The organism is Sutcliffiella horikoshii, assembly GCF_044809035.1.
GTDB classification, from domain to species: Bacteria; Bacillota; Bacilli; order Bacillales; family Bacillaceae_I; genus Sutcliffiella_A; species Sutcliffiella_A horikoshii_G.
Map to the genome: position 1 here is coordinate 3,702,073 of NZ_CP085237.1, position 21,668 is coordinate 3,723,740.

22 protein-coding genes are annotated in these 21,668 nt (G+C 44.8%); 3 read left to right on the forward strand and 19 right to left on the reverse strand.

What is annotated here, in order from left to right; genetic code table 11:
* Position 1: 1 nt before the first annotated feature.
* The 13 genes from hisH to LG307_RS19315 form a co-directional block, all read right to left on the reverse strand.
* Entirely contained in the window at positions 2-634 is a 633-nt protein-coding gene (hisH, locus tag LG307_RS19255) for an imidazole glycerol phosphate synthase subunit HisH (RefSeq protein ID WP_404445372.1), read from the reverse strand.
* A gap of 3 nt (positions 635-637) precedes the next feature.
* Positions 638-1,225, reverse strand: a complete 588-nt coding sequence (gene hisB / locus LG307_RS19260) for an imidazoleglycerol-phosphate dehydratase HisB (protein ID WP_404445375.1) — start codon at positions 1,223-1,225, stop codon at positions 638-640.
* Positions 1,226-1,237: 12 nt separating this feature from the next.
* Positions 1,238-2,515, reverse strand: coding sequence for a histidinol dehydrogenase (gene hisD, locus LG307_RS19265; protein WP_404450508.1), 1,278 nt, complete (start codon positions 2,513-2,515; stop codon positions 1,238-1,240).
* 6 nt (positions 2,516-2,521) lie between these two features.
* Positions 2,522-3,151, reverse strand: a complete 630-nt coding sequence (gene hisG, locus LG307_RS19270; protein WP_404445377.1) for an ATP phosphoribosyltransferase — start codon at positions 3,149-3,151, stop codon at positions 2,522-2,524.
* Entirely contained in the window at positions 3,148-4,332 is a 1,185-nt protein-coding gene (locus tag LG307_RS19275; protein ID WP_404445380.1) for an ATP phosphoribosyltransferase regulatory subunit, read from the reverse strand. Before LG307_RS19275 ends, hisG begins: the two co-directional genes overlap by 4 nt.
* Positions 4,333-4,745: 413 nt before the next feature.
* On the reverse strand, positions 4,746-5,258 hold the full coding sequence (locus LG307_RS19280; protein ID WP_404445383.1) for an acyltransferase: 513 nt from the start codon (positions 5,256-5,258) through the stop codon (positions 4,746-4,748).
* Positions 5,251-5,901: a pyrophosphatase PpaX gene (gene ppaX, locus LG307_RS19285; protein ID WP_404445385.1), complete on the reverse strand. Its 651-nt coding sequence runs from the start codon at positions 5,899-5,901 to the stop codon at positions 5,251-5,253. The genes LG307_RS19280 and ppaX overlap by 8 nt, the downstream gene beginning before the upstream one ends.
* Entirely contained in the window at positions 5,891-6,835 is a 945-nt protein-coding gene (locus LG307_RS19290) for a nucleoside recognition domain-containing protein (RefSeq protein ID WP_404445388.1), read from the reverse strand. The genes ppaX and LG307_RS19290 overlap by 11 nt, the downstream gene beginning before the upstream one ends.
* A gap of 56 nt (positions 6,836-6,891) precedes the next feature.
* Complete coding sequence (lgt, locus tag LG307_RS19295) at positions 6,892-7,758, reverse strand: prolipoprotein diacylglyceryl transferase (protein ID WP_404445390.1); 867 nt, start codon at positions 7,756-7,758, stop codon at positions 6,892-6,894.
* Between the two features lie 22 nt (positions 7,759-7,780).
* Positions 7,781-8,719 carry an HPr(Ser) kinase/phosphatase gene (hprK, locus tag LG307_RS19300; RefSeq protein WP_404445394.1) on the reverse strand — a complete coding sequence of 313 codons (939 nt, stop codon included), beginning with the start codon at positions 8,717-8,719 and terminating at the stop codon, positions 7,781-7,783.
* A 156-nt stretch (positions 8,720-8,875) separates the two neighbouring features.
* Positions 8,876-9,235 (reverse strand): phage holin family protein, encoded by a 360-nt coding sequence (locus LG307_RS19305; RefSeq protein ID WP_404445397.1) that lies wholly within the window; start codon positions 9,233-9,235, stop codon positions 8,876-8,878.
* On the reverse strand, positions 9,235-9,435 hold the full coding sequence (locus LG307_RS19310; RefSeq protein WP_404445400.1) for a PspC domain-containing protein: 201 nt from the start codon (positions 9,433-9,435) through the stop codon (positions 9,235-9,237). Before LG307_RS19310 ends, LG307_RS19305 begins: the two co-directional genes overlap by 1 nt.
* A 1-nt stretch (position 9,436) precedes the next feature.
* On the reverse strand, positions 9,437-10,657 hold the full coding sequence (locus tag LG307_RS19315; protein WP_404445403.1) for a DUF4097 family beta strand repeat-containing protein: 1,221 nt from the start codon (positions 10,655-10,657) through the stop codon (positions 9,437-9,439).
* Between the two features lie 302 nt (positions 10,658-10,959).
* On the opposite strand from LG307_RS19315, the gene LG307_RS19320 reads away from it, so the two are divergent.
* On the forward strand, positions 10,960-11,367 hold the full coding sequence (locus LG307_RS19320) for a hypothetical protein (RefSeq protein ID WP_404445406.1): 408 nt from the start codon (positions 10,960-10,962) through the stop codon (positions 11,365-11,367).
* Between the two features lie 71 nt (positions 11,368-11,438).
* Here LG307_RS19320 and uvrA read toward each other — a convergent pair whose 3' ends face one another.
* Together uvrA and uvrB are read right to left on the reverse strand one after the other, a co-directional pair.
* Positions 11,439-14,321, reverse strand: a complete 2,883-nt coding sequence (gene uvrA, locus LG307_RS19325; protein WP_404445409.1) for an excinuclease ABC subunit UvrA — start codon at positions 14,319-14,321, stop codon at positions 11,439-11,441.
* 7 nt (positions 14,322-14,328) lie between these two features.
* On the reverse strand, positions 14,329-16,308 hold the full coding sequence (gene uvrB, locus LG307_RS19330; protein WP_404445411.1) for an excinuclease ABC subunit UvrB: 1,980 nt from the start codon (positions 16,306-16,308) through the stop codon (positions 14,329-14,331).
* A gap of 215 nt (positions 16,309-16,523) precedes the next feature.
* Here uvrB and LG307_RS19335 point away from each other — a divergent pair, with 215 nt between their 5' ends.
* A complete protein-coding gene (locus LG307_RS19335; RefSeq protein ID WP_404445413.1) occupies positions 16,524-17,030 on the forward strand; it encodes a hypothetical protein in 507 nt (168 codons plus the stop codon).
* A 25-nt stretch (positions 17,031-17,055) separates the two neighbouring features.
* On the opposite strand, the gene LG307_RS19340 is transcribed toward LG307_RS19335, so the two are convergent.
* The 3 genes from LG307_RS19340 to LG307_RS19350 form a co-directional block, all read right to left on the reverse strand.
* Positions 17,056-17,280, reverse strand: a complete 225-nt coding sequence (locus LG307_RS19340) for a DUF2198 family protein (RefSeq protein ID WP_404429279.1) — start codon at positions 17,278-17,280, stop codon at positions 17,056-17,058.
* Between the two features lie 121 nt (positions 17,281-17,401).
* Positions 17,402-17,824, reverse strand: coding sequence for a hypothetical protein (locus LG307_RS19345; RefSeq protein WP_404445415.1), 423 nt, complete (start codon positions 17,822-17,824; stop codon positions 17,402-17,404).
* Positions 17,825-18,000: 176 nt separating this feature from the next.
* Positions 18,001-19,578, reverse strand: coding sequence for a peptide chain release factor 3 (locus tag LG307_RS19350; RefSeq protein ID WP_404445418.1), 1,578 nt, complete (start codon positions 19,576-19,578; stop codon positions 18,001-18,003).
* Positions 19,579-19,728: 150 nt separating this feature from the next.
* Here LG307_RS19350 and LG307_RS19355 point away from each other — a divergent pair, with 150 nt between their 5' ends.
* Positions 19,729-19,998, forward strand: coding sequence for a hypothetical protein (locus LG307_RS19355; protein WP_404445421.1), 270 nt, complete (start codon positions 19,729-19,731; stop codon positions 19,996-19,998).
* A 93-nt stretch (positions 19,999-20,091) separates the two neighbouring features.
* Here LG307_RS19355 and gntK read toward each other — a convergent pair whose 3' ends face one another.
* Entirely contained in the window at positions 20,092-21,630 is a 1,539-nt protein-coding gene (gntK, locus tag LG307_RS19360) for a gluconokinase (RefSeq protein ID WP_404450509.1), read from the reverse strand.
* Between the last annotated feature and the right edge of the window lie 38 nt (positions 21,631-21,668).

Here is a 21,668-nt window from a genome sequence, read left to right on the forward strand (position 1 = left end):
ATTATCGCTCCTCTTCCTTCACAAGGTTCACAAAGTTCTCTAATATCGCCAAGCCTACACCGCTGCTCTTTTCCGGGTGAAACTGTGTCCCAAAGACATTTTCACGCCCCACCACAGCTGGTACCTGCACATTGTATGTACTGCTTGCCAATAATTCCGCTCCCTCAAAATCCTTCACATAATACGAATGAACAAAATAGACAAAGTCCTCTGGCACGCCGTCGAGGAGAGGGGAAGCCTGGTGGAATTCGAGCTTGTTCCAGCCCATATGCGGGACTTTGTAAGACGCGCCTTCTGCTGTAATTCCAGGAAAGCGTTCGACTTTTCCCTTCAGCAGGGAGAGTCCTTCTGTTACCCCATTTTCTTCACTTTCCTCAAATAACAGTTGCATGCCAAGGCAAATTCCAAGCAATTTTTTCCCGCGTGCGACCTCTTCTTTTATAAAAGAATCAAGGCCAGTTTCCTGTAAAATGGACATGGCGTCACGGAACGAGCCTACACCAGGAAGTATCAATCCTTCTGCTTCAAACAGCACATCCCGGTCATTGGAGATGATATACTCGACTTCCATCCGCTCTAATGCCTTGCTGACGCTATACAAATTCCCCATTCCGTAATCTATGATGCCAATCATCTTCTATAACATTCCCTTCGTCGATGGTACCCCTTTAACTCGCGGATCAATCGTGGTTGCTTCATCTAAAGCACGGCCAAGCGCCTTGAATATCGCTTCAATAATGTGATGGGTGTTCGTCCCGTAATGCACAATCACGTGAAGGTTCATTCGTGCTTCTAATGCAAACTTCCATAAAAATTCATGCACAAGCTCGGTATCAAATGTGCCTACTTTTTGACTCGGGAATTCTGCTCTCATTTCAAGATGCGGACGGTTGCTTAAATCTACAATCACTTGTGCAAGCGCCTCATCCATTGGCACAAATGCATTTCCGTATCGTTTTATCCCCACTTTATCCCCAAGTGCATCCTTTAATGCTTGACCAAGACAGATTCCGATATCCTCTGTTGTGTGGTGATCGTCGATATCCACATCCCCATTTGCTTGCAGGTCCAGATTAAACTGGCCGTGCTTTGTAAAAAGATCAAGCATATGTGTCATAAAAGGTACAGGTGTCTCAAGCTTTGCTGCCCCTTCTCCATCTATCGTAAAAGCAAGCTGTATCTGTGTTTCCTTCGTATTTCTCTCTAAACTGGCTGTTCGTGTCATCAGAATTTCTCCTCACTCTTCCTTGTTAGTAAATCGGGATTCAACCGCACGGGCATGAGCTTCCAAACCCTCTAATCGTGCAAACGCTGCAATTTTATCCACATTCTCTTGTAATGCCTGTTCACTATACATGATCACACTGGACTTTTTCACAAATTCATCCACAGACAATCCACTGGAAAAACGTGCTGTCCCATTAGTAGGTAAAACATGATTCGGCCCGGCAAAATAATCCCCAACTGGCTCCGAGCTATATCTTCCTAGAAAAATGGCTCCGGCATGCTTTATAAAGGGGAGAAGATTCATCGCCTCGGCTGTCATCACTTCCAAATGCTCCGGTGCAAGTTCATTCACGACACGGAGAGCTTCTTTCATTGTATCTGTTACAAAGATAGTGCCGTATGCCTCGATTGAAGCTCGCGCAATTGCTTCGCGCGGCAGTGTGGACAATTGGTCTACCACTTCCTGTGCGACCTGTTCCGCAAGGGATGTAGAAGTCGTAACAAGAACGCTTGAAGCCAGTTCATCATGTTCTGCCTGGGACAACAAGTCCGCCGCGATTTCATTTGGTCTGGCCGTTTCATCCGCCAACACAACAATTTCACTAGGTCCGGCAATGCTGTCAATATCCACAAGTCCATATACTTCTTTTTTCGCAAGTGCGACAAAGATATTCCCTGGTCCAACAATTTTATCCACAGCCGAGATGGTTTCCGTCCCATAGGCAAGTGCGGCAACCGCTTGTGCACCACCAACTTTATAAATTTCATCCACACCAAGAATATCTGCTGCCACAAGCACTCCTGCAGGCAATGTACCATCTTCAGAAGGCGGACTCACCATCGCAATACGTTCCACCCCAGCCGCTTGTGCCGGAATGACATTCATTAATACAGAAGACGGATAGGCAGCTTTACCACCTGGTACATAGACACCCACGGCATCAAGTGCAGTTACCTGTTGTCCAAGAATGGTGCCGTCCGGTTTTGTGGATAACCACGACTGTTTTACCTGTTTTTGATGAAAATCACGGATGTTTTCCACTGCGTTGTGGATAATGTTGATAACTTGTGGAGAAATCTGTTGATAAGCTGCTTTTATCTCTTCTTTTGTCGCTTTTAGTGTGGATAGCTTCGCGCCATCCCATTTTTCCGTGTAAGAGAATAGCGCTCGATCTCCATGTTCCTTGACCGTTTGCAGGATTTGAAGGACAGCTTTGCGTTGCTCTTCCGTTCCCTGATCGATCGATCGCCGTAAGGATACGGTTTCACTCACTTTTTTTATCTTCATCATTCTTTACACCTCTCCAACTACCTCTGCTAATCTATCCACAAGTTCATCTATCTGTTTGTCTTTTAACCGGTAACTCACAGGATTCACAATCAATCGTGATGTAATATCCACAATCCTCTCAAATTCCACCAGACCATTCTCTTTCAACGTCCGTCCTGTGGATACAATATCCACAATCCTGTCAGACAAGCCAATCAGCGGGGCGAGCTCTATCGAACCGTTCAGCTTGATGATCTCAACCTGCTCCCCTTGCTCTCTGTAATAACTGGAAGCAATTCCAGGATATTTGGTGGCAATTTTAGGCGCCACATCCTTCATTTCCGTTCCCGGAAGTCCCGCAACCGCCAAATAACAGTCACTGATTTTAAGGTCGAGCACTTCATACACGTCCCGCTCCTCTTCAAGCATCACGTCTTTACCGGCTATTCCGATATCTGCCACACCATGCTCTACATATGTCGTCACATCCATCGGCTTCGCTAGTATAAAGCGCATGTTTTCAGCAGGCACATCAATAATTAGCTTTCTGGAATCCTCAAGATCAGGAGGAATCTGATAACCTGCTTTTACAAGCAATTGTGCAGCTTCTTCAAAGATTCTTCCCTTTGGCATCGCGATCGTCAATACGCTCATGCTTCGCTCTCCTTTCTAGCTTTTCCAAGGAAAAAGGTTACATCACGGAAGGATGCTGTGCATGCATCCACATTTTCGACTCCAGATATGTCCTGAAGGATTACTTTTTCTCCTGCTTCTCTTTTTGTCGCGGCAAATGCGATGGCTTCTGCTCTTCTTTCCTGGCTGAACAAAACTCCTTGTATCTGCACTTCCGCCTTTTTAACACCTTTCGCTTCTAACAGGCGATCTAAATGGATTCCAAAGCCTGTTGCCGATTTCTCGCGGTTGAATTTCTCGAAAAGCTTGTCATATCTTCCACCGTTACCAATCGGAAAACCAATGTTTCCGGCATACGCCTCAAACACGATGCCAGTGTAGTAGCTCATATGACTGACAATATTCAAATCAAGCTTCACAAAATCTGTAACGCCATAAGCTTCTAACATCGTCCAGAGTTGCTCGAGTTCTTGAATTGCTTTCTTTCCAGCCTCTCCATCCAGCACTTCTTTAGCAAGTTCAATATTGGACCAATCTCCTCTTAATGTTAACAAGTTTAAAAGACGTTTTTTATCAATCGAGGATAGCGGCAAGCTTTTCACATGCTCGCGATACCCCACGTAATTTTTCTCATATAAAAATCTTCTCAATGTTGCTGCGCGATCTTCATTGCCTACAATATCGAGGAAAATCTCCTGCAAGAATCCTATATGGCCAATCGCGACAGTGAACGTTGATAATCCTGTGTTTTTCAGTAGTGCTACAAGCAAGGCAATCATTTCGGCATCTGCGCTGATCGAACGGTCGCCAATACACTCCACACCAATTTGCTCAAACTCTGCCGGTCTGCCTGCTTCACTCTGTTGAGCCCGGAAAACATTAGCTGAGTAGGCAAGCCGCTGCGGATAACCTTCATTTAAGAGTCTTGAAGCGGCCACCCTTGCAATCGGCGCCGTCATATCTGGTCTTAACACGAGCGTATGCCCTTGCTGATCTAGTAACTTGAACAGCTGCTGATCGAGGATGGCGGATGCTTCGCCTACTGTTTCGTAGTATTCAAGGGTCGGCGTTTCCATGAACTGATAGCCCCATTGACTGATTTCTGCAGTCAGATTGTTTTTGACATTCTGTTTTGCTTCATATATGGAAGGAAGCGTGTCCCGCATTCCTAGTGGTTTTTCGAACATGAATGGTTTTGACATGTGGATACCCACCTTTTATAATAATCTGAAATCCTTTAGTTCGCTAATATGGTAACATACTAACAAAATGAAGCTTTTTGGTCAAGTGTTAACGGTTGGGGTGGTGTCTTTCTCCATTTTGGGTAAAAAAAGGCACTTTATCCTTGGAGACAAAGTGCTTGTAATTGAAGATTGGTGATTGAATTATTGATGAAGACCTCATTGGCTCAAAATTTATGTTAGACACGTCTTCATAATGCTCATGAAGACTTCTCTTGCTCAAAATTCATGCTAGACAGGTCTTCATAACTGCTATGAGGACTCAGCTCGCTCTAAATTGACGCCAGACACGTCTTCATAAACGCTATGAGGACTTCGCTCACCCAAAAATGACGCCTGACAGGTCTTCATACGCTAGCTGAGCTTCTCGCCAACTAAAACCTCATCCGCTCCTGCATTTCCTCTTTTGTATAGATGACGCGCATCGGGTTTCCGCCGACGAAGGCACCTTCTGGGACATCTTTATGTACAAGGGTGCCAGCTGAGACGATGGCGCCGTCGCCGATGATGACACCGGGAAGGATGGTGGTGTTGGCACCGATCATCACTTCGCTGCCGATGACAACATCGCCGAGGCGGTATTCCTTGACCAAATATTCGTGGGCAAGGATGGTGGTGTTATAGCCTATGACTGTGTTGCGGCCGACGCTTATTTTTTCCGGAAACATGACATCTAGCATCACCATTAAGGCGAAAGAGGTCTGCTCCCCAACCTTCATGCGTAAGAAGGTGCGGTAGAGCCAGTTTTTCATTCCAAGAAAAGGCGTGTACCTGGCAAGCTGAATGACCGCGAAGTTTTTCACCACTTTTAAAAAAGGAACGGTTTTATAGACGTGCCACAGGGAATTCGCACCCTCCACCGGAAAGCGGGTCGTCCGTCTACTCACCCTTGTTCACTCCCACTAGCGGCAGTAAATCTTGCATATGTGTCAAGGTGTAATCTGGCTCAAAGGATTGAAGGTATTCGACTCCTTTAATGGTCCAGCTTACTGCTGCCGTTTTCGTACCGGCATTTTTCCCTGCTAAAATATCATGAAAATTATCCCCGACCATGATTGCCTCTTCTGGCGTGGAGCCAAGCTGCTGCAAGGCAAGGTGGATTGGTTCAGGATCAGGTTTGGCATTGGTGACATCATCAAGACAGACCACCACATCAAAGTACTGATCTAGCCCTGTCAATTTCAGTCCCATAACGACTGTTTGGCGCATTTTTGTTGTCACGATTCCAAGCTTTAAGCCCTTTTCATGAAGGATCTTCACTGTTTCCAATACCCCTTCGAACTCCGTGACAAACTCGTCATGGTTGGACATATTGAAGGCACGGTAATGGGCGACCATTTCGTCCACTTTCGACTCATCCATTTTTACGAATGTGTCGTATAAAGGGGGGCCGAGGAAAGTCAGTACGTCTTCACGGCCGTATTGATCCGGATAATAATGGTCCAATGTGTGAAGAAACGACTCAATAATGAGGTCATTCGTATCAATTAACGTTCCATCTAAATCAAATAGCACGGTGTTAATGGTCATAAGATGCTTCCTTTCTTTTTGCAATTTCTAGCCTTTTCCAAATGAAAGCCACTGCTATCGTTAGGAGAATGGCTGTTATAATACGGATGGCAAGTAATGGCCAAACCGGAATGCCAAGTGGAATAAAAATAAGCGTATCCTCCACTACCGCATGACAGGCAACCAGAAAAATAAAGGCAAGTGTCAGGTCCTTCTTACTTACATTATCCTCTTTTACCGCCTGAATCATAACTCCTGCTCCATATGCCAGGCCAATCAAGAGTCCTGCCGCCATGGTTGTGGACGTATTCTCTTTCATTCCAAGCATTCGTGTGAACGGCCCCATCCATTTGGAGAATACCGCCAACCAGCCGAGTTCTTTCATATATTGTACAAGGATCATTAGCGGAATGACGATGATGGCGAGCTGCAGAATGCCCATCAATCCGCGCTGTGTCGCATCAAGAAGGATCGGGAAAAAGCCTGTTACAGCCTCTTCCGACTTTGCGACCATTCCATACTGGGCAAGCTCGCCTCCACCTTTCCAGATAAGATTGATGATGATGGCTGAGCTAAAAGCAAGCCCAAGCCTGACTGCTAGAATCACCCATATTTTCAACCCTACTTTTGCCGCTACTGTCGACTCTACTAAAAGATTATGGGAAAACGAGAGCATCACTGCCAAAATAAATACCTCTTTGACCGTTAAATCCAGGGTGAGAATCGCTCCTATCCCAGCATATAAATTTAGGAAATTACCGATAACAAGCGGGATGGCCGCTTCACCTGATAGACCGAAAATCCCCATAATCGGTGCAATCATGTTTATTAAATATTGCAGCACTGGTGTATGCTGAAGAATTCCAACAAGAAGGGTGACGGGGAAGATGACTTTCCCCAGCGTCCATGTCGTCCCAAGCCCCACCATCAAGCCACGTTTGAATGTTTGCATCATGAAGCTCCTCCCCCTTTGAAGTAGCCGCTCCATTTTATATCTGTTGGAGGCTTGTCTTATTTAGTCGCTTCAGGCGTATCTTTCTTCGTGTCCATATAACGCCCTTTGTTTTCTGGATCTAAGTAACGTCTGTTTGCCATTCCTAGTACGCGACGCACGATGATAAGGGCGATGGCAAGGACGACCAATCCAATGGAAATAACTTGTGCAATTCGTAAAGACTCTGTCAACATCAAGCTGTCAGTACGCATTCCTTCAATAAAGTAGCGTCCGACAGAATACCAAATCACGTAACTTAAGAAGAGTTCCCCGCGTCTTAGATTTACTTTTCTCAGTAATAGAAGCAATCCAACACCAACGAAATTCCAGATTGACTCATAAAGGAACGTTGGGTGATAGTATGTACCGTTAATGTACATTTGGTTGATGATAAAATCCGGTAAGTAAAGACCTTCTAAGAAAGCTCTTGTCACTTCTCCACCATGGGCTTCCTGGTTCATGAAATTTCCCCAGCGTCCAATCGCCTGACCAAGAAGGATACTTGGCGCACCAATATCGGCAAGCTTCCAGAACGAAATTCCTCGTATTCTTGCAAAAATAACCCCGGTTGTAATGGCTCCAATCAGTCCACCATGAATTGCCAGGCCACCTTCCCATATTTTCAAAATATCGCCTGGATTTTGTGAATAATGATCCCATTGAAATGCTACATAATACAGCCTTGCACATAAAATAGCGATCGGGATGGCAAACAAGACAAGATCAACAAATACATCCTTGTTAAGCCCCCGTCTTTCTGACTCCCTTGTGGCCAGCCATAAACCAAGCAGTGCTCCGGTTCCAATGATGGCACCATACCAATATACCGTGATCGGCCAGCTTATCATGATTGGATTCAACGGCTCAATGTTTCCTAACAACATGTTCCCCACACTCCATTATCGATTAAATGTCTTCATGCTCGTTTTCATTGTTAATGACACCTGACAAACGGTTGGAGAACTGCTCGGCAGCATTCACGCCCATCCGTTTCAGGCGGAAATTCATTGCCGCCACTTCTATGATGACCGCCAAGTTTCGACCAGGACGGACAGGGACCGTCAAGCGCGTAACTTCCGAATCAATAATTTTCATCTTTTCTTCATCCAATCCAACACGGTCATATTGCTTGTTTTTATCCCAAAGCTCTAAATTAATGACAAGCGTGATTCGTTTATAGCTGCGCACCGCTCCCGCTCCAAAAAGCGTCATCACGTTAATAATTCCAAGACCCCTAATTTCAAGCAGGTGTTCAATCAGTTCCGGAGAATTCCCGATAAGCGTATCCGTATCTTCCTGCCTGATTTCCACGCAATCGTCCGCAACAAGACGATGCCCTCTTTTTACTAGCTCCAACGCCGTCTCACTTTTACCAACTCCACTTTTCCCAGTGATCAGCACGCCAACTCCATAAATGTCGACAAGCACGCCATGAACTGCTGTTGTCGGTGCAAGCTTTCCTTCCAAGTAATTGGTCAGATGGGAGGACAATCTCGTCGTTTTCATCGGGGAGCGCATAAGTGGCACACTCTCATACTCTGCCGCTTCCACCAGTTCAGGCGGAACCTCCATATCCCTTGAAACAATGATACCCGGGGTGATATCTGTGCAAAGCTGACTCATCCGCTCTCTTTTTTCCTTAGGCGTAAGTCTTTCAAAAAAAGACAGCTCTGTCTTTCCTAGCAATTGGATCCGCTCAGCCGGGTAATAGGTGAAATAGCCGGCAATCTCTATACCAGGTCGGGAAATATCACTTGTCGCAATCGGACGGTTCACGCCCTCTTCCCCACCAATCAATTCAAAATTAAACTTCTCAATCAGATCCTTAGTCCGAACCTTTGGCACAGCCAAAACCTCCTTCAGTATGGAAACATTTTGTGATGCTTCCTATGTAAAAACAACCTTTTCTCATTTTAGCACTATTTGACTTTTTTATTAAGTGGGAGGCCTAGCCTACATAAAAAAACGCGAACCCTTGAGAAGTCAGGTTCGCGTTTCATGTTAATTCTTTTTTTGCAAAGGCTCGACAATCGCCTTCTGTATTAGCAAATTCAATATGGATATAACAATCGCTGCCAAAATAGCCGTTCCAAACCCATCAATATTGAACGCATCACCCATCAAAAAAGCAGTAAGCATAAGCGTGATGGCATTGATGACAAACAAGAACAACCCAAGACTAAGCAACGTGACAGGCAAAGTCAAAATGACCAAAATCGGTTTTACAATGGTATTTAACACTGCCAAAATCAAACTTGCAATGATCGCCGCTCCGACACCGCTAAGCTGAAACGACTCAACATACCCAGCGACCACTATTAATACTAATGCATTGACGAGGATACTAACCGCCCATCTCATTAGCGTAACTCTGATTCTTCATTAGAAAGTAGAAAAGTTAAAACAATGTACGTAACAATCAAAGGCATTACTCCTGTCGGGAATAGCAGAATGACAAAAATAACACGCAGCAGATTGGAATCCACTCCTAAATATTTCCCAAGGCCTCCAAGCACTCCCGCAAGTTTGCGGTCGCTTTTGGAACGGATAAGACGTTTCATATTACTTCACCTCATATGGTTTGATTAAGATAGAACCTGTATTTGTTTCCGCAAAGATGTAGGTGAGTGGAGCATCTTCCTTTTTCGCTTTGAAATGAAGCGACTTTTGCACCACTTCATTTTTTTCCTCCACAATATCCATCCCAGGAACCTCACACGTAAAGCTTCCTAGGTTCGTTTTCAACTCTGCTTCCACTGCATTACCTGTTGGAATGAACAGGTCGACACTACCAGTTTTTGTTTTTGCCATAATGGAACGCGCAGCAGAACCTGTCAGCTCGCCAACCACATTCCCGTTAAAACTCTGTACATCCAGCTTCTCAATATTTCCGCTCACTCTCAACATACCGTTAATCGTTTCCGCTTCGATTTCTTTCGCGTCACAATCTGTCAATTTAATATGACCGTTAGCCGTTTCCGCTTCAATATAATCGCTCGTCAGGTTCTCCCATGTTAACGAGCCATTCGCCGACTTCATTTTCATCGACTTTACATGTAAACCTTCCCCTGATATCGGTCCATTAAACATGCGGATATTCAAGCTGTCATATTTCTCTTCCGGCACATACACCGTCGCATTCACTTTTATATGTTTCTTCTGGACAGAAAAACGTAGCTTCCCGGCTTCGATAGAGAAAAGCACTTCACTCAAGAAAGCTTTGCGCGCGTCATCTTGGGAGTTCTCCTCATAAACCTTCGCCTCGCACTCTATCTTCACATCATTCTCTTTCCAAGGAACCACCTTAACGGCCCCATTCGCCACATCAAGGTCGATTTGTTGCAAATGCACATCAGATTGTTGGAAAATATGCTGAATCGAGATCGAAGGACCAAAGTTGAAATCCAAGTCCAAATCTTTTATCTTCTGCAGGGCACTTCCAACAAAGTCCAAGATATTATTTTTAAAAGAGGACGCCTGTTTGCTGTAAGAATCAAATTTTGATTTATCAAAAGAGCTCGAACCGCCTGCTGACGAACCTGCCGAGCCAGATCCATTTTTAAAATTGGCATTGGAAAACACCTTAGAGGACAGTGCCTTAAATATATTGTCTTCTGCTTCCTGTGACCCTTTAGCATCCTTGGCAAGCTCTGAAACAATTTCATCTTGTCTCAAATTCTTTTCTTCACTATTCTTCTCCAAACTCTCCAATAAAATAATCGCCTCTTCCGCCGTCAGCTTTCCTTCCTCCACCAACTTCAAAATACGCTTACGCTCTTCCATACAAAACATCCTCCTCTATACTCTATAATAAACTCAACCTTACTTACCCATTCCCCAAAAAACATCTATACTACCTCTACGACCCAACACACCCAAAAGTTTCACTTTCTGTTTATACTCTTATTGTTGCATAAAAATTTCGAAAAGGGGTCAGACCCCGGCAGGATTTTTCCACCCCATGTCGTACGCCTCAAGTCTTATAGACTGAGCGGGTATTTCGATTCTTTGTGGTTCTGGCATGCTAGATGGTATAATGGCTCTAGTTTGTGGGTATAGATTGTGTGGAAGGAGTGAAATGGATTATGGATTTTATTATGGATCATCTGTTGACGATCATTATCGTGCTGATTATTTTGTTTGTGGTGATTCCTTTCTTAAAAAGCATCTTGTCTAAACTTGTATTGATTGGACTCATACTTGCCGGATTAATATTTTTTGGTGTACTTGGTCCCGATTTCACCGAGTCTTCCTCTAATTATGTGGAGAATACGATTCGTCCTGTCGTGACGAACGAAATAGATAAAGCAGACTTTCACTATGACGAAGGGACAAAAGAATACAAAATTCAAAGTGCCTCGTTTCATCTGAAGGGAATACTGAACGAAAATACCGGCGAAATTCGTTTCAAGGACAAAACCTATGAAATGGATGTTCGATTCTTACAAGATATTATTGAAAAGAAAGTTAAAGAACAAGAGACAAACCAGTAGAAATCAAATAAAAAGGAGGACGGCTGCCAAGTGGCATGTACCGTCCTCCTTTTCACTTTATCCTGCTTTGGTTACCCTTTACTGACCGCTTCTGCTTCCACTTTCCTGACTTTCTCTTCCATTCGATCACGGTCACGCAGTAAGACCGGTCGGAGGTATTGTCCAGTATAAGAAGCTTCCACTTCAATGACCTCTTCTGGTGTACCAGTGGCAATGATACTGCCGCCTTTATCTCCACCTTCTGGACCAAGGTCGACCATATAGTCCACCGCTTTTATAACATCTAAATTATGTTCAATTACCAGCACGGTATCCCCGTTTTCCACCAGGCGTTGCAGTACCTTCAACAGTCTCGAGATGTCATCCACATGTAAGCCTGTTGTCGGTTCATCCAAGATATAAAGGGAACGACCTGTAGATCTTCGGTGCAATTCCGATGCAAGTTTGACACGTTGCGCTTCCCCACCTGATAAAGTGGTGGCAGGTTGACCAAGTGTAATATAGCCTAAACCTACATCATAAATTGTCTGTAGCTTCCTCTTGATTTTCGGAATGTTTTCAAAGAAGCTTACTGCATCCTCAACGGTCATTTTCAAAATATCATCTATATTTTTTCCTTTATACTGCACTTCAAGCGTTTCACGGTTATATCGTTTGCCATGACACACTTCACATGGCACATACACATCAGGAAGGAAATGCATTTCAATTTTAATAATTCCGTCCCCCCGACACGCTTCACAGCGGCCGCCTTTGACATTGAAAGAAAAACGACCTTTCTTATATCCTCGAACTTTCGCTTCATTGGTCGAAGCAAAAACGTCCCGGATGTCATCAAATACCCCTGTGTAGGTGGCAGGGTTAGAACGTGGCGTTCTTCCGATCGGTGACTGATCGATATCAATTACCTTATCAAGATGGTCCATTCCTCGAATCTCTTTATGTTGGCCAGGTTTTGTCTTCGCATTATGCAAACGCTGCGCAAGGGCCTTATGCAAAATTTCATTGATCAACGTACTTTTTCCTGATCCCGACACCCCAGTTACTGCCACAAAACACCCAAGCGGTATTTTCACATCCGCATTACTCAAGTTGTTTTCGTTCGCCCCGATCACTTCGATAAAACGGTCCTTGACCACTTTTCTTTCTGTCGGGAGCGGAATGAACTTCTTGCCTGATAGATATTGACCTGTCAGGGAGTTTTTGTCGTTCATTACTTCTTCCGGTGTACCGGCTGAGATCACCTGACCTCCATGAACACCTGCTCCTGGCCCGATATCAAGCAAATAGTCCGCAGCCATCATTGTATCTTCATCATGTTCAACAACAATTAACGTATTCCCGATATCACGCATGTTCTTTAGCGTTTGAATGAGTCGGTCATTATCTCGCTGATGAAGTCCGATAGATGGCTCATCAAGGATATACAATACCCCTGTCAATCGTGAGCCAATTTGGGTTGCAAGACGAATCCGCTGCGCCTCTCCACCGGAAAGCGTTCCTGCAGAACGACTCATCGTCAAATAATCCAATCCGACATTATTCAAAAACCCAAGACGCTCCTCAATTTCTCGCAGTATCATCTGGGCAATCTTTCTTTCTTTTTCGGTCAGCTCCAGGCTATCAAAGAAATCCAGTGCTTCGACGATAGAAAAGTTAGTCACATTTCCGATATGCCTATTGTTGATAAGTACCGATAAGCTTTCTAACTTCAAACGGTTCCCCTTACAAGCTGGACAAGGTTGCTGCGCCATATACTTTTCCATTTGTTCACGGATGTAGTCCGAGCTCGTCTCCTTGTAGCGTCTTTCCACATTGGGGATAACTCCCTCAAAGAGGATGTAGCTTTCCCGCACTTGACCAAAGTCATTTTCATAGCGGAAGTAAATTTCTTCTTTTCCACTACCGTAAAGCACTTTATCCAATAAGTTCTTGGGGATATCTTTTACTGGTACATCCATGTCAATACCGAAGTGATTACACACCGCTTGCAGCATTTGTGGATAATATTGTGAACTTGTCGGTTCCCACGGTGCAAGAGCGTGTTCTTTTAAGCTGAGGTTCTTGTTCGGCATCACCAAATCAATGTCCACTTCTAGCTTCGTTCCCAGTCCATCACACTTTTGACATGCCCCGTAAGGGCTGTTAAAGGAGAACATTCTTGGTTCTAATTCACCTATGGAAAATCCACATTGTGGACAAGCATGATGCTCGCTGAAAAGAAGTTCCTCTTCCCCAATTACATCCACAATAACTTTTCCTTCCCCAAGTCTGAGAGCAGATTCCAATGAATCTGACAGACGGGTTTCCACTCCTTCTTTTACCACAATGCGATCTATCACAACTTCAATAGAATGCTTTTTGTTCTTTTCCAACTCAATATCGTCGGAGATTTCCATCATTTCACCGTTCACACGAACGCGTACATATCCCTGTTTTTTTATATCCTCAAGGGTTTTCACATGCGTGCCTTTACGGCCTTGAATCACCGGCGCAAGAATTTGAAGTTTGGTTCGTTCTGGATATTCCATGATCCGGTCTACCATCTGTTCAATTGTTTGGGAGGAAATTTCTATGCCATGTTTCGGACATGTCGGCCTACCTACCCTCGCAAAAAGAAGACGAAGATAATCATAAATTTCTGTTACCGTCCCAACCGTAGAACGAGGGTTACGGCTTGTCGTCTTCTGGTCGATCGAGATAGCAGGCGAAAGTCCTTCAATCGCATCCACATCCGGTTTGTCCATCTGTCCAAGGAATTGGCGCGCATAGGCAGAAAGGGACTCCACATATCGGCGCTGTCCTTCCGCATAGATGGTGTCAAAGGCAAGAGAGGATTTCCCCGATCCTGAAAGCCCCGTTAACACCACCAATTTATCGCGGGGAATCGTTACATCTATGTTTTTTAAGTTATGGGCTCTGGCCCCTTTAACAACTATTTTATCCATTGCCATCCTTTTGTCACCCTTCCGCTTTGAGCTCCAAGATGAGGTCACGAAGCTCGGCTGCACGTTCGAAATCGAGCGCTTTTGCCGCATCTTTCATTTCCTGCTCCATGCTTTCTATGAGCTTTTCTCTTTCTTTCTTGTTCTTCGGTCTGAGCGTCCGTACTTTGCCTTCGTAATCGCCATCTTCCTCGGCTACGAAAGTGGCACGGATAAGTTCCGGAACTTTTTTCTTGATGGTTGTCGGCGTGATGCCATGCTCCAGGTTAAAAGCCTCCTGGATTTCACGGCGACGCTTTGTTTCATTTATCGCAATATCCATGGATTTCGTTATTTTATCGGCATACATGATGACTTTACCGTTCGAGTTACGGGCCGCACGTCCGATTGTTTGAATCAAGGACCGTTCAGAACGGAGGAAACCTTCCTTGTCTGCATCAAGAATGGTAACAAGGGACACTTCCGGAATGTCGAGTCCTTCCCTCAAGAGGTTGATCCCGATCAGAACATCATGTTTACCCATTCTCAATTCCCGGATAATCTCAATCCGATCAAGCGTCTTAATTTCAGAATGCAAGTACGCAACTTTAATACCTAGCTCTTTTAAGTAAGCCGTTAGATCTTCGGACATCTTCTTCGTCAAGGTAGTGACAAGGACTCTTTCATCCTGTTCCACTCGTAGATGGATTTCACCGATCAGGTCGTCAATCTGACCTTTTATCGGACGAACTTCAATAACTGGATCAAGCAGTCCGGTCGGTCGTATAATTTGCTCTACCATTTTTGGTGTATGCTCAATCTCGTATGGTCCTGGTGTAGCAGAAACATAAACAAGCTGTGCGGTTTTCTTTTCAAATTCCTCAAACCTTAGTGGACGGTTGTCCTTGGCTGAAGGCAGGCGGAAACCATGGTCTACAAGGACTTGCTTTCTTGCCTGGTCCCCATTGAACATCCCTCTGATTTGCGGAAGGGTAACGTGTGACTCATCAATTACCAACAGGAAATCTTCAGGGAAGAAGTCCATCAAGGTGTAAGGTGTTGATCCCGCCGGACGAAGTGTCAGGTGTCGGGAGTAGTTCTCGATTCCAGAACAAAAGCCCATTTCCGCCATCATTTCCAAGTCATAACGAGTTCGCTGTTCCAGTCGCTGAGCTTCTAGCAGTTTGCCTGCCTCACGAAGCTCTTCTAGTCGCTCTTCCAGTTCTGCCTGAATATTGACGATGGCTTTTTTCATTTTCTCTTCGCGGGTTACGAAGTGGGATGCAGGGAAAATGGAAACATGGTTACGGTCTCCAAGAATCTCTCCTGTTAGTGCATCCACTTCTCGAATACGGTCGATTTCGTCGCCGAAAAATTCCACGCGAATACAATGTTCGTCGCGGGAGGCGGGGAAAATTTCCACTACATCACCACGAACACGGAAGGTTCCACGTTTGAAGTCGATATCATTCCGGCTGTATTGGATGTCAACCAAATCTCGTAGCAGGACATTTCTTTCCTTTTCCATGCCCGTTCTTAAGCTGACGACAAGGTCGCGATATTCTTCCGGCGACCCCAAGCCGTAAATGCACGACACACTGGCAATGATGATAACATCATTCCTCTCAAAGAGAGAGGCTGTTGCCGAGTGGCGCAGTTTATCAATTTCATCATTAATGCTTGCGTCCTTCTCGATGAATGTATCAGTGGAGGGTACATATGCCTCTGGTTGATAATAGTCATAATAACTTACAAAATATTCAACTGCATTATTAGGAAAAAATTCTTTAAACTCACTATATAGTTGCCCGGCCAACGTTTTGTTGTGGGCGATAATTAATGTAGGTTTGTTTACCGCTTGAATGACATTGGAGACAGTAAACGTCTTACCGGTACCAGTAGCACCAAGAAGCGTCTGATGCTTTTTCCCGTTTTTAAGGCCTTCCACAATCTCCGCGATCGCGGTCGGCTGATCTCCATCCGGCTTATATCCAGAAACTAACTCAAACTGTTCCATCTACAAAAAGCCTCCATTTCCGTTCATCTAACCTCTACCAATATTCTACCACAACACATGCCCAAAACAACAAAAATACGAACTGATATTCGCTTTTTTTATAAAAGTTATCTTTTTTTCTCTATACCCGTCTATGTTGCGTTTTAAGAGTGTTTTCTATATTCTTATCATTATCATATATGTGGAATCGGAAACTAGTTTTGAGGAGATTAATAATGAAAAAGTTTTTTGACAGTAAAATGTACTGCTTTGCTTGGCTGGTTATGTTAATGATGGGCTGTTCGTTCAACGATATTCCTGAAGAAACGATAGACTTCCCTTATCTAGACGAACGCGCATTGGAAACCCCGGAGCAAGAACTAACTTACAGTGAAGTGGATGGCGAGTATGTCCATGATTTCATTAAAGAGAATAAAGACAAAGCCATTAGGTGGACTGCCACGGTGACACGTGTAGAAAATAACTCGACGTATGAGTTGCAGGAGCCGCTCCTTCCAGCCATCCTTGTTACTTTTGCAGAGGAGCTTGAATCTCCACCCCGGGTAGGCGATGTTCTTACCTTTACAGGCGTTCTTACCGGATATGGGGAGACCTTCGGAAAAGACCCGCTTTGGGTAGTGAGACCAGCCAGCATCGAGTCGACGACACCTGCAGAACAAGAAGCATTGACTACCTATCAACAAGCAGCACAACAAGCAAAAGAGGGAGCAGACCTTCCGTAATCCGGAAAAGCCGCTCCCTCTTTTGCTATTTGAATTTCCCTACCATTTTCTTCGCATACAAAAAGCCTATCACTAAGGACAGGACGTCCACTAAAATAACATACCATTCATTCCCATGCCCTTTAAAAATAGAAACTAAAATGAGGGCTACCGCCAAACCCGTACCAACGTAGAGGTTATAGGTCACTCTTGTAAAAAGGACCACGAGCAGCGCAGGGATAATCAACGCCAAAACAAGCTTTACCAACAATCTGAAAACCTCTTTTCTATCTTCATCCGAAAATCTTCTACTGTTAGTATAGCAGTTTTTTTATCTTCATATAAAATAAATAAGAAGACCAACCATCCCCAGGCGGCTTTCTTCACCTTAATCACTCGACTTCCACAGCTATTTCCGTCACACTTCTCAATTTCTTCTGTTTGTTAGCCAACTGAATTTTATTTACAAAGGTAATAAGGGACTGCGTGTCTCTATCGTTTTCTATAATGAACTCTACCAAGTAAGTATATCGTCTCTTTTTTACATTTGCCTGAACGCCAAGGATATTGGCTTTAAACTCAAGCAATTGATTGGCTACCTTGAACTTCAGCCCCAATAGCACATTACTGTTTTCCGGAATCTCCACCCGACTGATAAACCTCAATTTTTCCATATTGAGCTCTTCCATATACACTTTCGTACTGCCCGTCGTCACTTCACGGCCGTTCACTTGTAAGATTGTCATCCCACCAACTACGTAGTGTCTTGTTCTATATAAACCTAGCCACATTAACTTATCCCCTTGATCCCCCATAAAACTGCCCCCTAATGCCGTGCTTTTAATTATTATATCGGCCGGGGAACCCGTACTTTAAAGGGATTATTAATACTTACTGCGTTTTCTTTATTCTCCTGCAAAAAACAAAAAAGCCCAAAACCCCCTTCCAAAAGGAGATTTTGAGCTTCTAATCTTAAAAATACTCGCTAAACTTAGTCCTCATCCGCCATAATATCAATCAGGCCGATTTTCGGATTCTTATCTTGGAACCAGCGTAACGAGAAGTCGTTATCAAACAAAGCAACATACTGATCGTTGCGGTCTTTCACCAGGATGTTACGGGAGTCGAACAATGAAGTATCCACATCTTGGCTTTCCAACCAACGCGGAATTTTTGAGCCGATCATATTGTAGACGACTTCCACGTTGTACTCGCCCTTCATGCGGTACTCGAATACGTCCAATTGAAGCTGACCAACTGCTCCGAGGATGTAAGCCTCTGTGCCATATTGGCGGAACAATTGGATGGCACCCTCCTGCACAAGCTGAGTGATTCCTTTACCGAACTGCTTCCCTTTCATGACGTTTTTCGCTTCTACTTTTACGAAAAGCTCAGGAGCAAACGTCGGGATCTCATCGAATTCAACCTTTTGGTTACCACCGCTGAACAGGGAGTCGCCAATCTGGTATACTCCCGGATCATAAATACCGATGATGTCGCCAGGGTACGCATGATCTACCGTTTCACGGTCAGATGCCAGGAACTGTTGGGACTGCGTCAACTTAATGGACTTTCCTGTTCTACTTACCGTTACCGTCATTCCGCGCTCGAACACACCGGAACAGATGCGCAAGAACGCCAAACGGTCACGGTGCGCAGGGTTCATGTTGGCCTGTATTTTGAAAATAAAGCCGGAAAACTCTCCAGATTTAGGCTCAACCGTACCCTCTTCCGTCTGACGCGGCTGCGGTTCACTTGCAAGATCTAAGAACGTACGGAAGAACATTTCCACACCAAAGTTGGAGATGGCACTACCGAAAAATACCGGCGTCTGTAAACCATTCTTCACTTTGTTGATGTCAAAATCGTTACCGGCCTCTTCCAGCAATTCAAAATCCTCTTTTGCCTGAATGAACGTTGGGTGCGTAGCAATCTCCTCCACCCCGTCCAATTCTTTGAACGGAATACGATCCTCTTCATCTTTTCCTTGATAACGAATGAAGACTTCATTGTAACGGTCGTAAACACCTAAAAAGCGTTTCCCCATTCCAACCGGCCAGTTCATCGCATAAGATTCAATGCCAAGCACTTCTTCAATCTCTTCCAATAGCGCAAGCGGCTCTTTTCCTTCGCGATCCAATTTGTTGATGAAGGTGAAAATTGGAATACCACGCATACGACAAACCTTGAAAAGCTTGATGGTCTGCGGCTCGACTCCTTTTGTACAGTCAATGATCATCACAGCGCTGTCCACGGCAGTCAACGTACGATACGTATCTTCACTGAAATCTTCGTGTCCTGGAGTGTCCAAAATGTTGATATGCTTATCCATATACTCAAAGCTCATTACACTTGATGTTACCGAGATTCCACGCTTCTTTTCGATTTCCATCCAGTCAGATGTTGCAAATTTTCCAGACTTCTTTCCTTTTACCGTTCCCGCTGAACGAATAACGTTTCCGAATAAAAGCAGTTTCTCTGTTAACGTTGTTTTCCCGGCATCCGGGTGGGAAATGATCGCAAAGGTTCTGCGGCGATCTATCTCTTTATTTAAAAGTTCATTTTTCACAGTTTCCGTACCTACCTCTCAAAAATTACACAATAGTGCTATTATAACAGAAATCAGCGCGAGAAAAATATAACATTCCAACGAAAACCTATTTCCATTATTTCTATTCTCGGTTATACTTTTTGTAAATATATGTTAGGAGTGATCATTTTGGCAAAAAGTAAAGCAAAAAAGCTGCGTGACAAGCAAGTCCGCGAAGGCAACCGAAACCCTGAAAACGGACGCGGCACCTACGCACTTGCGAACCTCGGAACAAAAACAACCAAGACGAAAAAAGAAAAACTGAATCAACTGTACAAAAAAGAACGACAATCTCGCTATGGTGGTAACCGGGAGAATGTCGTTCTTTATTTTTGTATTCCATTCGCGCCGCTGTTGATTTCCGCGCCAGACTTCGCTTTCCGCGGGGCGTGTGCTTGAGCCTCCTCGCTGCGCTGTGGGGTCTCAAGCTACCGCTACCTCCCGCCGGAGTCTCAGCCTTTCGCTCCAATCAACAGCTAAAGAATCTGACTATCACTTCCTCTGCTGAAACGCCACCACCGCATCAAACTCCTGCTCATACAAGCGGCTCAATCGGATGAATAACGGAGTCAATTCTTTATACACTTCTACTTCCTCTCGATCAGGAACATACCCATTCGTCGTCCCAACCATCTCGTTCATCACATCAAACGAATCTATCTCACCAAGTGCATACAATCCAAGCACCGCAGCACCAAGGCAAGAACTTTCCACACTTTCAGGGATGCTTACTTCCTGATTGAATATATTAGAGAGCATCTGACACCACACTTCCGAGCGGGCAAAACCGCCAGTGGCATGGATTTTATCCGGTATCCCGATAATCTCTTCCAATGCCAGCAACACCGTATAAAGGTTAAGGTTGATACCCTCTAATACCGCGCGCATCATATGCTCTCTTTTATGGTGGATACCGAGTCCATAAAAAGATCCGCGCGCATTTCCGTTCCACAACGGTGCACGTTCACCTGTAAGATAAGGATGGAAAAGAACACCCTCCGCTCCAGGTTTTACTTGCGCAATCTTGGCTGTCATCACATCATATGGATCAACGCCCAGCGCTTTCGCCTCTTCCACTTCCGCTTGGCAAAACTCATCTCGCAACCAGCGCATAATCATGCCGCCATTGTTGACCGGTCCGCCGATGACCCAGTGGTCTTCCGTCAGTGCATAGCAAAATGTTCTTCCCTTTGGATCGGTTACCGGCTTGTCCGCTACTGTTCGGATAGCGCCACTTGTTCCGATGGTCAATGCCACCACTCCTGGCTGGACTGCGTTAACACCCAGGTTGGAAAGCACGCCGTCGTTTGCCCCAATCACAAATTTTACGTCAGCAGGCAGACCCAGTTTCATCGCCCATTCCGCTTTCAAACCTGCGATGACCTCCGTAGTCGGTACTAGACGGGATAGCTTGCCAGGTGTTACACCAGCAACCCCAAGCGCGCCGGCATCCCAGTCCAACTTTTCCAAGTTTAGCATTCCAGTTGCCGACGCAATCGAATGATCCACTACATACTCACCAAAGAGCTTATGAAACACATACTCTTTTATAGAGATGAACTTAGATGCCTTTTCAAAAGTTTCTGGATGCTCGTTGCGCAACCAGACAAGCTTTGCCAGAGGGGACATTGGGTGAATCGGCGTTCCCGTTCTCCTGTAAATCTCGTGGCCATTCCATTCGTTTTTGATTTTCTTGGCCCATTTTTCACTGCGTTGGTCTGCCCAGGTGATGCTTTTTGTCAACGGAATTCCCGCTTCGTCCACTGCGATCAGACTGTGCATTGCCGCACTGAAGCTGACGTGTGAAAGTTCTGTGGAATCAATGCCACCCAAAAGAACAGCTTCCTTGATGGAAATTGCAACCGCTTCGAGAATTTCGTCAGGATCCTGTTCTGCCGCACCCATTTCAGGAGTGTACAAAGGATACTCCACGGCATGTTGGCTCTTCACTTTTCCGTTCTTTGTAAAAAGAACCGCCTTCGTGCTTGTTGTTCCTATATCAACGCCTAGCATGTATGTTGTCATGATGATGTCCTCCTTGTTTCAAAATCAGAACGGGTCAAGGAAAC